A 13,876-nucleotide genomic window follows, 5' to 3' on the forward strand; every position below is an offset into this window, starting at 1 on the left:
ATGAAATTTTCAAAAATCAATATATATTTATTTTTTGCCTCAGCGCTTTACCTAAGTTCATGCGCTGTGGGTAAAAAGTATGTACGCCCGGAGCTTGATGTACCATCGGAGTACAGACAACAGGTTAGCCTGACCGGAGACACCGTACTTTTGCCCTGGAAAACTTTTTTTCGGGATCAGCAACTTGCTCAGCTAGTAGAAAAGGCAATGCAAAAAAACAAAGAGGTTTCTGTGGCATTCCTTAATCTTGAACAGGTAAACCTATCGTACAAACAGGCTAAACTGGGCTTAATACCTACGTTGGATCTGGCGATTGGCGCATCCAGAAACTTTCCTTCAAAAAACTCCCTGAACGGATCGCTTAATGAGCAGTTTACCGGCGAACGTTACCTTGATAATTTCGACGCTACACTTTCACTTTCGTGGGAAGCCGACATATGGGGAAAGGTAAAAATGCAGAAAGATGCGGCCAGAGCGAACTATTTTCAGCAAAAGGAAAACCTGGCGGCATTAAAAACCAGAATCGTTGCACAGGTTGCACAAAGTTACAATAACCTGATTACTTTAGATCAGCAGCTTAAGGTTGCAGAACGAAATGCCGCACTAAGCGACAGCACATTGAGTATGATAAAATTGCAGTTTAAATCTGCACAGGCAAACTCGCTGGCGGTAGATCAGGCAGAGGCGCAGAAAAAAACGGCACAGCTTCTTGTACCGCTTACCAAGCAGAATATCGAAGTACAGGAAAATGCATTGAGTATTCTTTGTGGAAGTTTCCCGGATAAAATCCAGCGGGCAGAAAGCAACAATGAAATGCTTAATTCAGGTCTATTTCCAACAGGGGTACCAGCGAGTTTACTGAGCAGAAGACCAGATGTAAAAGCTGCAGAATTTGCAGTAGTTTCGGCCAATGCAAGTACCGGCTTATCAAAAGCGGCCATGTATCCGGCTTTGAGTTTAACGCCTTCTGTTGGCATGAATTCATTCAAGTTTAACAACTGGTTTGACTTGCCTGGCTCACTGGCAAAGAACTTTGCAGCAAATATTGCGCAGCCAATATTTAGAAAAAAGGAATTGCGCACCGCTTATGAAATTGCACAGATAGAACAGCAGAAAGCAGCAGAAACCTTCCGCCTTTCCGTAATGACAGCTGTAGGTGAAGTATCTGATGCACTCGTGAAGTCAAAATATGCCGAAGAACGTGCTGTACTCGTAAGTGAAAAAAGAGCCGCATTAGAAAAAGCAAATCGCGATGCAATGTTACTCTTTAAAAGTGGCATGGCTACCTATTTAGAAGTGATTGTTGCGCAGAATAACAGCCTGCAAAATGAGCTGGAGCAAACAGAAATTAATAGAGATAAGTTTAATGCCATCATCGATTTATACAGGTCTTTGGGTGGCGGTGCAGAATAACTAATTATCTTCCGGGTATGCTGCGCATGCCCGGAAATTCAAAAAGAATGAAGAAGATTGGCATCATAGATTTCGGAACAACTTTATCGTTAACGATTGTTAACCAATTATTATTTAAGGGTAATGCACCCAATAAAATTGTTTCCTTTTTCGATAAGCCTGATTCATTCGCTCCCTTCATCAATTATGGCATCCAGCCCAGGCATTTAAATTTGAATGGTAAAGGTGCAATGGTTGAAAAGCTATCAGACCTGGAAAAACTTATTGTTGTCCTCCCAGTGTTGGAAGGACAAACAACCAGAGAAAGTTTTTTGGAAATTAACTGCTGTGCAAGGCTTGCCGGTGTTTCCAAAATTATCATCGTTATACCATCACCAGGATTCGGAAACTTCACCTATCCATTTTTTAATATTGCCCAGCATGTTGATGATCTCGATTTTGGAATTCCTTACACAATATTACTCAACAGCATCGACCGGGAATCGATATTCAATATTGATTTTTTGAATACACTAGATGGGGGATTTATTAGCTCGGCAACCAATAGAGCGCTTTTCAACTTTGCTTCTCGCAACGATATCTGTGCTGCCATTGCAAGGGTAAGCAACGAGAATGGATTTGAAAACATGATTTACCACCTTACCTCGGCAGCGCAATATGGTTTTGAAGATATGGCTGATATAGCCACCAAAACGATGGGCACTAAGGTGCGAAACCTAAACCTCGATCCTGTATCTGTAAAATCGATGATGATTCATGCTGGCACTTCGATTCAACAAGCTGAATTTATGGTAGATGTATTGCATAAAAAAATTTCCGAAGGTCTCTTTGATTTTACAACAACTGACCTTAATCTCCTCAATAAAGGGAAAACTGAATCTTTTGATTTATTCGCCAAAAGGTTTCTTATGATTGGATAGTGAATCTTAAATTTATAGCTTAAACGAAATCTATCGATGACATTGCTCGAAAAAGAGGTTGCAAAAAGTGAATATCAAAGAGCAAGGATGGTTACAATCCTATTCATCATTGGACTGGATGTTATTTATTTCACTATAGGGCTTTTGGAGAGTTTTAATTCACTCGATTTTGGTATTGAGTTCAATGGCTCGCTGCAAATCTGGTTTTTTTCCTTTCTCATTTATGAAGTTTTAGTCATACTTTTTTTGCGCCGGTTGATAAAACAGGAAAGAGCAGCACCTAACTGGTTTAAATATCTCAATGCCTTTATAGAAATGACGTTTATCAGTTCATTGATGTCTTTTATACCGGGCATAGATAAGAGAATGCATCTGATAGAATCTCCACTGTTTTTCATGCTTTACATGGTTTATTTAATTCTTTCTGTGTTGCACATCAACAGGAACCTTATTATTTTCGCTACCATTGTTGCTATTGGCCAATATGCGATTGTTACCCATCTTTCCTATTTTTCTCTAGCTATACCACAGAACAGTTATTATTTGAGGTGTGCTGTTTTACTGATAAGTGGTATTGCAGCAAGCTACGTTGCGCAACAGATAAGAAAACTCATTGACACCAAAATTCAGATCCAAAATGAACATGAGCAATTGGGTATACTTTTCAGTCAGCAAGTATCTGCAGAAATATCTGCCGAATTAACAAGTAACACGCATGATGGAAGTCAAAGGGAAATTACAATCATGTCTCTTGATATTCGGAATTTCACAGTCTTTGCTGAAAGGCATTCTCCAGAGGAGATTATGGCTTTTCAGAATAAAATTTTTTCACCAATAATTGAAATCATAACTGAACACAAAGGCTTGGTCAATCAAATTTTAGGTGATGGTATTATGGCATCCTTTGGCATGCGGAATGATGAAGGGCATGCTTTATCCGCATTAAATGCAGCAACTAAAATTATTAAGCTTGTGAGTCGCATGTCCTCCGAAAAGACAATTGAAAAAACGAAAATAGGCATTGGTATTCATTCGGGTGAGGTTGTGGTTGGAAATATTGGAAATGAGGAACGTAAGCAATACTCCATAAGCGGTTCGGCGGTAATTATTGCCTTTAGAATAGAACAGCTTAATAAGCTATTCCACAGCGACATTCTTATCACCAGTGCAGTAAAAGAAAAGATTTCAATCCAACAAAATGTTCAATATGAATCCGTCGGGCACCATAAAATAAAGGGATTTAAGAACGCTATTGAGGTTTTTAAAGTCATAGCAGGCTAAAAATAGTTTACTAAGTTTGGAGCTTCTAAAAGAACCTGAACAAGAAATAGTTCAGGCGAACAATCCGTCGATTCAGGTGCAATCTTTAACTATTGAGTTCATTTTTTTCAAATCCATTTTAGGATGGCTATATATTTGATTCAGACATTCTAAGCATGTCTATATTGATTACAAGTTGGATGGACTTGTTAGCACCCTGAGCTTAACGTAAGAAGAATGTTGGGTAATTCTAATATCGTTAACTCAGGGCTTTTTCTAAAAAATACGATTCCTATATATTTACCGTTAAAAAATTAACGCTACTATCTCTCACCAACCCGTTGGCTTTACCATTAATCAGCAATTCACAATGTACAACATATAAACTGCAAGCTTCAGCAGGTAATACACTAAACTCAACAGGCATACTATTCATTTTAGTCTCATCTACAATATCTACCGAAAATACTTCCAAAGGATATGCGTTCAGCAATGTTTGGTCAGTGGCAATCCTCAAAAGCCTGAGGCGACATTTTAACGTCTTGAACAATATATAACTGAGGTGTATTTCATCATCCCCTACCTTTGTAAGCCTGAATGTACCAAACTTTGTACTTGGATAATCTTTACGCATTTCCATTAGATTAAAATCCTCGTATTTGTAACCATTCCCCGCTTTTTTTTGTTGTCGAAAAACGGATAATAAACGAGACCAGAATTTACCATCCTTAAAGCCTGGCACAAAATCATTAACCGCATCGAAGATAACCTTAGCCATTAGATTCACCTGGGTTTGCACACTTGCACTTTCTTTCATCCCCTCAGCCAGCGTGATGGGCGTATAAGTTCCTCGCTTGGCCCGGTTATGTGCGCCGTAAGCTTTACTGTCTACAAATGTCATTCCCGATATTGTTCCACTTAATTTTAAAATCGAACGTACTTTTGCCATAATTTGATTAACTTTAAATAACGACCAACCCACAGCCCACCCGGGCAATCAATCCATAGTAATTTACAAAAATTTCTTTTAGTTATAGCGAGGTTATAGCGACCTTAAAGTGACCTTATAGCGACATTTCTGTCGACCAGGTGCGGACTTGATTCGTACCTGCGTCGAGGCCATTGTGCAAGCCACTGCCAACAAAGGAAATCCGAATTACAAAAATTACTATCCTTTGCGAACAAGGTGCGACGATGGAGCATCCAAGGTGCGACAGATGTAATAATCTTTAGCGTGTATTGGATTAAATTAATCGCAGCTCAGAAATTGGGGGAAGGATTTTTTTTAGGATGCAACCTCGGGTAAATAATAATCATCTATCCTTTAAAAAATTAATATGCCATTTTTCTTTAAAATGAACACACCCTTTTACCACGCTATCGTTTTGGTGTTTTTAGTGTTAGTATTGAATAATGCTAATCTGTTCAGTCAATCTAAAACACTTGTTGGAACAACCATAGATAAAACAAATGCCATAGCTATTCCATATGCAAGTATTAGCTTGAAAAACAGAAATATTGGCACCGTTTCCGATTCAATTGGGAAATTCAGGTTTTCCTATCTTGAAAATGAAATGACTAAATCAGATTCTATATTTTTTTCTGCTATTGGTTATGAAACCCTAAAATTGAGCTTTAATGATTTTTTAAAAAACGAAAAAACCATTCAGCTAAAACAAGTCATTCAGGTGCTTGAGACCATTAAAATTACCGCAGCACCCCAGAAATTAAAAAAATATGGTCGCTGGACTGCTACACTTATATTCTTTCCCAAGATGTATAAATCAATACCAGAATTCAGTGATGAAAAAGGTAGAGAACAAGCAACAATACTAAAAATAGACAAAGATATTTTATTGCAAAAACTACATTTCCGAATTAATAAGAGAAGTTTTGAACGCATAAAATTGAGGATGAATATCTATAATGTAGAAAATGACCTACCAGGCAAATCTATACTCGACAAGGATGTAATCTTTGATATAATCGGTTCAAAAGCTATTGGAATGCCTACAACAGAAAGCATAGATTTAAAACCGTATCAAATCAACATCAAAGGACTTAGAACGATAGCCCTTTCTTTATCTATTTTAGATTTAAAACCTATTGATGGCGATACTACACAAAAAACATTCTACCTTCCATCCTTACCGAACCCTTTAAAATCTAGCCTTTACAGATTGAAGGGAGCAGCGGACTGGCAAAAAGTTTCGGGTTCTCACTTACTACTTGGCATCGAAGCTTACTCAAGGAAAACCGGGCAGGAAGAACTTTCTGATGTAGATAACCACAATGATACAGCATTACTTAAAACAGCACCACAGCTATCTGAACTCTTGTACGGTAATAATAAGGGACAAAAAATTAAAGTTGATGATGGGGAGATTTATTACGAAACCTATGGTAAGGGAATGCCCTTGATTTTGCTCCATGGAAATAATGAAAGTATAAATTCTTTTAGAAAACAAATTGGAACACTATCAGCGCATTATAAAATCATTGCAATAGATACGAGAGGTCAGGGAAATAGTACCAATAATAAGACGACCCCTTATAGTTATGAACTTTTTGCCAAAGACTTGCAAGTGGTGATGGATGCACTATCCATTAAAAAAGCCAACATACTTGGATGGAGTGACGGAGGGAATACCGCATTAACCTTTGCCTTAAAAAATCAAAATAGAATAAATAAGATGATTATAATGGGGGCAAATTTATCTCCAGGGCATGACGCTATTGATAATAGAACATTAGATATTTTTAAGAAACGCAGAGATAGCTTAAAGCAGAATACTGATTTGAGTTCTTTAAATCAGCTACGTTTAACAAATTTAGTGTTAGAGCAACCGCAAATTAAAGCAATTGACCTAGACACCATAAAAGTACCAGTGCTTGTTTTAGCGGGTGAGTCAGACGTTGTAAAAGAATCGCATACCAGATTAATTCATGCCCATCTGAAAAACTCCAAAATAACAATCATACAAAACAGCAATCATTATGCGCCGCTCAACAATGCGGAGGTATTTAATAGTTTAGTACTCGATTTTCTAAAAACAAAGCATTAGAGCACAATTCAATTGAAAATTTTTCTCAGTTTGAGAATTTACATGTATAATTTTTCAAAATCTTAAACAGGATCATGATGGTAAGACATTTAATACAGCTTTAATATAAAATAAATATAGTGTTATGATCTTTATTAGTAATTAATGCTTACGATATGAAAATTCTAAAACGCTTACTTATATTTATCCTTTCAATTGTATTATTTTCAGGTTGTTCTAAGAACGAAGCTGTAGCTCCAGAGCGCTTTTTTGACTTCCACAATTATACAATGCGTCTGCTTACAGGAGAGAAACAAACTTTTGAGCTTAGGGAAAGCATAACAAATTATCCGTTTTCTGCAATCAAATTTGAATCTCTGGATGAAGGGATAGTTAAGATTCTGGATGATAGAACGATTCAGTCAATTGCGCCTGGAACAACAGCTGTTAAAGCGATGTTGGATAATAGAGAATTGGATAGATTTACTGTTATTATTGTCGATGGTGTTGTAACTGGAATTTCTTTGGTACCTGCGATGACAACATTAAAGCAAGGACAAACGCTTCAGTTAAATCCTGTTATAACGCCATTCGTTGCTAAAGATAAGTCGGTAGTTTGGTCTTCATCAGACTCAACCATTGCTAACGTTAATCAGAATGGAATGATTATCGCAATTAAACCTGGTGATGCAACTGTTTCTGTAGTCACTGCGACAAATTTAACGGTTAAATGTATTATTAAGGTTGTTCAATAGATGCAAAGCAGCTTAAATTAGCTCTTCGAGACGTTCTGCAAGGCATCTCGAAGTTAAAATATTTTGGGATTTATAATCCCGCCGTATAAATTTATTATCGGCTAATAGTTTTAATCATTACTTATCAGATTATAAAATCTGTATTTATCAATCATTCACATATCGGTAAATAATTTAACTCTTGAACATAACTCCATCAGTTTTCAGCTTGTAGCCCGGCGTATAGACAACAAAAGGGCTGCCTAAGCATCCCTTTTGTTTTAAATAATATAAATTACCTTTTTTATTTAAGCTCAACTTCAGCTAAAACCGGAAAGTGGTCGGAAGGGAATTTACCATAATAAGTATCTGTCAAAATCCCCCACCTGTTTGCTATAAACTGACTGGTCATAAAGATATGATCAATTACAGTCTGTCCTTTAGGTGTCCTGAAACCATTGGCAGATGAATTATTTGCATAGGGAAATTTAACTTTTGAATACACATCCACTACCTTTCCCGAACTCGCTAAACGCTGATACCATTCACTATCTCTACCACCATTAAAATCACCGGTTAAAAGTGTTGGGTTCGAACCAGCAATCTCCTCAATCTTTTGCAAGATTAATTTACTGCTTTCCTGGCGGGCAACTTTACCCTGGTGATCATAATGAACATTAAATGCATAAAACTGCTTTTTAGTTTTCAAATCCTGTAGGTAAACCCATGAACAAATCCGGTTACAGCAGGTTACATCCCACCCTTTCCCAGGTTTATCCGGGGTTTCGGATAACCAAAAATCTCCGCTTTTTATTAATTTGAAACGGTCTTTTTTAAAGAAGATAGCAGAATGCTCTCCTCCATCCTTACCGTCATCACGTCCTTTTCCATAAACCTCATATTCAGGTAATGCGCTGCTGATATCCTTTAATTGATTTTTTAATGCTTCCTGAACACCTAGAATATCAAACCTATGGAACCTGATAAGATTGGATACCACTGGTGCCCTATCAACCCATAGATTTCCGCTATCCTTTGGATTATCATAGCGAATATTAAATGTTCCAATCGTAATTTGCTGCGCATCTGCTGCTAGTGCTGCGAAGAAAAGCGTGGCAGCAGCCAGTATTCGTTTTATTTTCATATCTAATTTTGTTTATTCCCAACCCGGGTTTTGTTTCAGATTCGGATTTCGCTGAAGGTCATTCAACGGAATCGGATAATAATAATTACGCTCATTCCATTTCCTTGGAATTTCTTTCATCCAAGTTAATTCACCTGAGCTACCATTTCTTAATAATTGAGAATTAACAGCTGTTCCAATATTTGCTGAAACATCAACATAAGTTACCCCAGCGGCAGCAGGTGTCGGTCTCGTGCCTTGATAAAAAGCTACATCCAGTATACCATCTTCGTTTAAATCCATAGGCGTTACTAAAGATGGCACATAAAACCCGTTCCATTCCTGCTCCATAAGCGCACCTCTTTTCCACCTCAGAATATCCGCAAAACGCAAACCTTCAAGACTTAATTCGATTCCCCTTTCCCTTCTGATTTCAAGCAAAGTTGCATCAGAAATACCAGGGAAATAATTTGCTATTAAGTAAGGATCAGCAACAGTAGGTTTTGAATTTAAACCTCCAGTTATTCCTGCTCTTGCCCTTAATGCACCAATGGTGAGCGCCCAGTCTGCATCGGTTAAAGTTCCCAGTTCTGCTTTAGCTTCGGCAAAGTTTAACAAAACTTCAGCATACCTGTACAAAGCAACAGCGTTGGTATTCAAAGCCCCTGCATCATAATATAAATCATCCAAAGTCCATTTTATAGGCTGATAACCGGTAAAAGTGTAAGAGAAAACCGGAGGAGCGGGAACCTGCTGTCCGTTACTGATGCGCTTATAATCTCCTAAACGGATGGTTTGTTTTAACCTTAAATCACGGTTTTTCACCTCGTCCTTGAAAACCATTGTGCGGTAAGCCGGGTCATTAGTATAGGGGGTTCCATCCAATTTTAAATAAGTATTGATGAATGTCCTAGTAAAACTTGCCTTTGCTCCATAGGTTCCACTCGTCCACCACCAATTGGCTTCATTCAAAACACCCAGATTAACATCGGCAACTGCTGCCTGCAAAACTTCGCTAGCGACAGGGGTATTACTGGTGAATACCTGTCGATAGGACACACCTGGTCCACCAGCTGTATTCAGCGAAAACCCACCGTTTTTAATGATTTCTTCTGAAGCAGATGCAGATTCCTGTAACCAACGGTTTGCAGTGCCAGTCAAATTTAAATTAGTGTGGTATTTCCTGAATGTCCCTTCAAAAAGACATAGCCTCGATTTAAAAGCATAAGCCACCCATTTGGTAATGGTCGTACGGCTCGGGTCGATAGTCGTTTGGATATTTGCGCAGGCAAAATTTATATCTGCCAATACCGAATCCATAACCAACTCCCTTTTATCACGCCCCCCAACTAAAGCTGGATCATCAATATCAAGCGGTTTACCAATCCAGGGCACATCACCAAAACGCTTAACTTTATCCAAGTAGAAATAAGCCCTGAAATAACGGGCTATACCCAAGTAGTTATTCCTTACAGAAGCCGGGACAGCAGGATCGTTACAATTGACGATAAAATAATTAATGTTCCTCAAATCTCTCCAGCTCCAGCCTGAACTATTATTAGCGCCGAATGCACCGTCGCGAATAAAATCCTGTACGGAACGCACCGCCAGATAATCTGACATTGCATCCTGACTTGTTGAGTTCTTAGGAAGGAAATCCATTCCATAAAATGAATTCGTGTACAGTTTAAGACCATTCTCTGTACCAAAAATAGCTTGTTTGGAAGCGGTAGACTGTGGCTGCTGATCAAGCTTTTTACAGGCTGCAAAACCAAGGCAACCTAGTAAAATTAATATATAATGTTTTTTCATTTTTTATCTTTTTATAAGCCAATGGCTTAGAATCCAACATTTAAACCAAACGAGAAGCTTTTCATCAATGGATAATTATAGCCATCTCCATTCGTACTGCCTGGATTCAAATCCCGGTCTGCAGGAACTGCATTTTCAACGTCAATGGTGTTTTTTACTATCTTATACATCGGCGAGTAAGAAAACAAGTTCTCCCCTGAGAAGAATACCTTCGCAGTTCTGCCACCAATCCGGTTAATCCACTTCGTTGGCAAAGTATAACCGACCTGAATGTTCTTCATTCTTAAATAAGCCACATTTTGCAAGTAACGGGTTTGTGCTACGCCAAGGGTACGGTTAGTGTTACTAGATGCGGCTCTTGACATTGTTCTTGGAAAATAAGCGTCTGTATTTTGCGGCGTCCACATGTTACCTAAATGGAATGTAGGCACGTTATTGTATGGTCTGTTATACTGCCCCCAGAACATTTCTGTTTCTGTACTAGGATACCACTGTTGCTTACCCACGCCTTGAAAGAAAACAGCGAAAGAAAAGTTATTCCAGTCCGCTCCAAGGTTGATGCCATACATATACCTTGGTGCCGAATTACCAATAATTCTTCTATCTCCAGATTTTCCGACTTTATTTTCGCCAACATTGATTAGGCCATCGCCGTTTAAATCCCTTAATTTAATATCACCAGGAAACCATCTTCCGGTCGGAGAAGCCCTCATCTGCGGGTCCTGCTTAGCGTGAGCGGCAATATCCGCTTCATCTATAAAGAAGCCTTCTGTTTCATAACCCCATATTTCGCCCAAAGTCTGTCCTTCATAATAATCGCTCAATAGCTTATCCGGGTTATTATACTTATCGATTTTGGTTTTATTATCCGCAAGGGTTAACCTTACATTATACCTTACCGGCTTATCTCCTCTCCCAATTTTGTCATTCCAGCTCACCGAAGCCTCCCATCCGCGTGTAGTTAAGTTGGCATAGTTACCCTTAGGTACATCAGCCCCGAATACAGCTGGAGGTGTAAGCCCGGTGGTAAACATATCCGTAGTTTTTCTGATGTAGGCATCTCCTGTAAAGCTTAAACGGCCAGATAACATGGTTAAATCCAAACCGACGTTTGTGGTTGTCGAAGTTTCCCAGGTCAAGCCATCCGGCAATACAGCAGGGTTACGCGTCGTTTGTGGACGTGAACCATTTAAAATAACACCAGATTGACTAACATTAAAAATTTCCTGGAAAGCGTAAGATGCAATATTACCATTACCTAATGAGCCATAAGATGCCCTTACCTTTAAATCAGTAATAATCTTATCGGACACATTCCAGAAAGACTCCTTATTAATTCTCCAACCTCCTGAAACAGATGGAAAGAAACCATAACGCTGATTAGATGGAAATTTTGATGAGCCGTCATAGCGGGCGTTAACTTCCAACAGATAGCGGTCCTTGAAACTGTAATTCAATCTTGAAAAACCGCCCAATATTGCCCATTGCTCATAGCCACCACCAGTAACTATGGATTGCCCCAGAGCCAGGTTTAAATCTGTAGCATCTTCAAAAATAATCCCGTTACGTTGCACAGCGGTTCTATTGTAAGTTGACTGCTCATAATTATATCCAACCATTGCTTTCAGGTAATGGTCAATACCAAAACGGTTTTCATATTCAGCAAAAATATTGGTCGCCAAATAATTGGTTTCCCTTAAATCAAATAATAAATCGTTTGTAGTTGTACCGATATAAGACGTTACGCCACGCGAATTGCTATACGGAACCTGAACCCTTTTCTGTTCAATATTATTATTTGTGTTTCTGAAAGTGAAGTCTGCGTTCACACGAAACTTATTGTCAAAGAAGTTACTCCGTAGTCCAGTTATATTTCTAAATACCTGACGACGGGTATCTATACCGTTCTTACCGTAAATAAAATCACCAACGGTATAAGCCGCTGCAAAAGTCAATGAACCATCGGGGTTATAAATTGGCATACTGGGTTTACCTTCATCAGCAATGTTTCTCCAGATACCACCACCTTCACCCACATTTATTGGATTATGGTAGTTCATTATAGAGTAATCCGCGTTATTTTCGATACTAAGCCACGGAAATACCTGAACAGAACCCCTGGCCCTGATATTTTTCATATCATAATCATCGCTATTGTACCTGAATAAACCATCCTGATTTAAGAAACGACCTGAAACCAGATAGGAGGCTTTATCACTTGCACCACTTACCGAAAGGTTGTTCTCTATTGCAGCGGTATTCTTTTTATATAATTCAGCATAATAATCTGTGCTGCCATAATAAGTGTATTCTCCGGTTGTCGGGTTAACTTCGATTTGATTATACGGTTGGCCTGATTCTGCCCTACGCTTGAATTCATCCAAATAAGCCTGAGAGAACTTCTGGGTTTTATTGGCATTCTGAGGAAACGCACCATCACCATTTACAAATGCCTCGGCAAACATTTTTGCCCAGGTATATCCATCAGTTACAAAATCAGGAACCTGCAATGGACTTTTAATTGAATAGTTTGAAGAGAAAGCAACATTTGTGCGTCCCTTCTCAGCTTTTTTAGTTGTGATTAAAATTACCCCGAATGCACCTCTTGCTCCGTAAATTGCTGCTGAAGCCGCATCTTTCAAAATCGAAACCGTTTCAACATCATTAGGATTCAACAAACTTGGATCGCCTTCGAAGCCATCAATTAAAATTAATGCACTACCACCCTGACCAATTGAAGTTGTACCCCGTATATTGTAACTCGGTGATTGCGTGGGCTTACCATCTAGCATTTTCAAATTCAAGTTAGGGAGCAAGCCTTGCAAACCTTGAGTCAAATTGGTAATCGGGCGGTTCTCAATATTTTTTGAAGTTATCTGGTCAACCGCACCAGTAGCATTTTCTCTTTTTTGTGTACCATAGCCCACTACAAGCACCTCGTTCAAAGTTCCTGACTCTCCCTTCATGATAATATTAAGCGGTGTATTTTCATTCACTTTTACCACGATTTTACTTAAAGAAACTGTAGCATAGGAAATAAACGTAACCGTGATGTTATAGCTACCTGCAGGTGCGGGAACTGTAAATGTACCATCTGAATTACTCTGGACAACCTTGTTGATTTCCTTGATTAAAATACTGGCCCCAGGAAGTGGTTCACCTTTCTCATCCACAACTTTACCAGATATCGTTCCCGATCCCTGTTTGGCATTTTCCAGAAATGAATTTCTTGAATAGGAGGCCGCCAGTACAGGCGCCGTAATCGCATTAGTAAGCAGGCAGGCTATGGATGAGAATAGCAAAAGCCGCTTTACTTGCAGTAAAGGTTTTTTCATTAGTTAATTAATTAGTTTGGTTTGACTAAAACGTTTTAGTTTTCTCCCTTATGGATTTATCCTCCAAAGTTATCCCAGAAATATGAAGCTAATGTTAAGCTAATTTAACTTCTTATCTTTTAGATTTTAGCGAATAGTCAGCTTTGAGAATCTGCGTCCCGCACTTATTTTAGAAAAATTATTGCTTCGATGTTCATGAAAAAATTCAATCTTGAAGAACTTAAACATCAAACCA

9 protein-coding genes are annotated in these 13,876 nt (G+C 38.6%); 5 read left to right on the top strand and 4 right to left on the bottom strand.

Annotated features, from left to right (window positions below; all coding sequences use genetic code 11):
- From R2Q16_RS02475 to R2Q16_RS02485, 3 genes are read left to right on the top strand one after another with little or no spacing between them, the layout of a single operon-like run.
- Complete coding sequence (locus tag R2Q16_RS02475; protein WP_316734952.1) at window positions 1-1,413, top strand: efflux transporter outer membrane subunit; 1,413 nt, start codon at window positions 1-3, stop codon at window positions 1,411-1,413.
- A 47-nt stretch (window positions 1,414-1,460) separates the two neighbouring features.
- Window positions 1,461-2,333 (top strand): hypothetical protein, encoded by an 873-nt coding sequence (locus R2Q16_RS02480; RefSeq protein WP_316734953.1) that lies wholly within the window; start codon window positions 1,461-1,463, stop codon window positions 2,331-2,333.
- A 36-nt stretch (window positions 2,334-2,369) separates the two neighbouring features.
- Entirely contained in the window at window positions 2,370-3,614 is a 1,245-nt protein-coding gene (locus R2Q16_RS02485) for an adenylate/guanylate cyclase domain-containing protein (RefSeq protein WP_316734954.1), read from the top strand.
- Window positions 3,615-3,885: 271 nt separating this feature from the next.
- Here the strand turns inward: R2Q16_RS02485 and R2Q16_RS02490 are convergent, their stop codons facing one another.
- Complete coding sequence (locus R2Q16_RS02490) at window positions 3,886-4,542, bottom strand: hypothetical protein (RefSeq protein WP_316734955.1); 657 nt, start codon at window positions 4,540-4,542, stop codon at window positions 3,886-3,888.
- Window positions 4,543-4,948: 406 nt separating this feature from the next.
- Between R2Q16_RS02490 and R2Q16_RS02495 the strand changes: the two genes are divergently transcribed.
- Window positions 4,949-6,658: an alpha/beta fold hydrolase gene (locus R2Q16_RS02495; RefSeq protein WP_316734956.1), complete on the top strand. Its 1,710-nt coding sequence runs from the start codon at window positions 4,949-4,951 to the stop codon at window positions 6,656-6,658.
- Window positions 6,659-6,813: 155 nt separating this feature from the next.
- Window positions 6,814-7,392 carry an Ig-like domain-containing protein gene (locus R2Q16_RS02500; protein ID WP_316734957.1) on the top strand — a complete coding sequence of 193 codons (579 nt, stop codon included), beginning with the start codon at window positions 6,814-6,816 and terminating at the stop codon, window positions 7,390-7,392.
- Between the two features lie 283 nt (window positions 7,393-7,675).
- Here the strand turns inward: R2Q16_RS02500 and R2Q16_RS02505 are convergent, their stop codons facing one another.
- Genes R2Q16_RS02505 through R2Q16_RS02515 form a run of 3 tightly spaced genes read right to left on the bottom strand, consistent with a single transcriptional unit; the run spans window position 7,676 to window position 13,641 of the window.
- Window positions 7,676-8,515, bottom strand: a complete 840-nt coding sequence (locus tag R2Q16_RS02505; protein ID WP_316734958.1) for an endonuclease/exonuclease/phosphatase family protein — start codon at window positions 8,513-8,515, stop codon at window positions 7,676-7,678.
- A 12-nt stretch (window positions 8,516-8,527) separates the two neighbouring features.
- Window positions 8,528-10,306 (bottom strand): RagB/SusD family nutrient uptake outer membrane protein, encoded by a 1,779-nt coding sequence (locus R2Q16_RS02510; protein WP_316734959.1) that lies wholly within the window; start codon window positions 10,304-10,306, stop codon window positions 8,528-8,530.
- Between the two features lie 26 nt (window positions 10,307-10,332).
- On the bottom strand, window positions 10,333-13,641 hold the full coding sequence (locus tag R2Q16_RS02515; protein ID WP_316734960.1) for a TonB-dependent receptor: 3,309 nt from the start codon (window positions 13,639-13,641) through the stop codon (window positions 10,333-10,335).
- Window positions 13,642-13,876 lie beyond the last annotated feature (235 nt).

This window comes from Pedobacter aquatilis, assembly GCF_032678425.1.
GTDB classification, from domain to species: domain Bacteria; phylum Bacteroidota; class Bacteroidia; order Sphingobacteriales; family Sphingobacteriaceae; genus Pedobacter; species Pedobacter aquatilis_B.

Excerpts from the sequence above, each read along its gene's own strand:
- R2Q16_RS02475 (WP_316734952.1), top strand. The coding sequence starts at position 1 with ATGAAATTTTCAAAAATCAATATATATTTATTTTTTGCCTCAGCGCTT.
- R2Q16_RS02480 (WP_316734953.1), top strand. The coding sequence starts at position 1,461 with ATGAAGAAGATTGGCATCATAGATTTCGGAACAACTTTATCGTTAACG.
- R2Q16_RS02485 (WP_316734954.1), top strand. The coding sequence starts at position 2,370 with ATGACATTGCTCGAAAAAGAGGTTGCAAAAAGTGAATATCAAAGAGCA.
- R2Q16_RS02490 (WP_316734955.1), bottom strand. The coding sequence starts at position 4,542 with ATGGCAAAAGTACGTTCGATTTTAAAATTAAGTGGAACAATATCGGGA.
- R2Q16_RS02495 (WP_316734956.1), top strand. The coding sequence starts at position 4,949 with ATGAACACACCCTTTTACCACGCTATCGTTTTGGTGTTTTTAGTGTTA.
- R2Q16_RS02500 (WP_316734957.1), top strand. The coding sequence starts at position 6,814 with ATGAAAATTCTAAAACGCTTACTTATATTTATCCTTTCAATTGTATTA.
- R2Q16_RS02505 (WP_316734958.1), bottom strand. The coding sequence starts at position 8,515 with ATGAAAATAAAACGAATACTGGCTGCTGCCACGCTTTTCTTCGCAGCA.
- R2Q16_RS02510 (WP_316734959.1), bottom strand. The coding sequence starts at position 10,306 with ATGAAAAAACATTATATATTAATTTTACTAGGTTGCCTTGGTTTTGCA.
- R2Q16_RS02515 (WP_316734960.1), bottom strand. The coding sequence starts at position 13,641 with ATGAAAAAACCTTTACTGCAAGTAAAGCGGCTTTTGCTATTCTCATCC.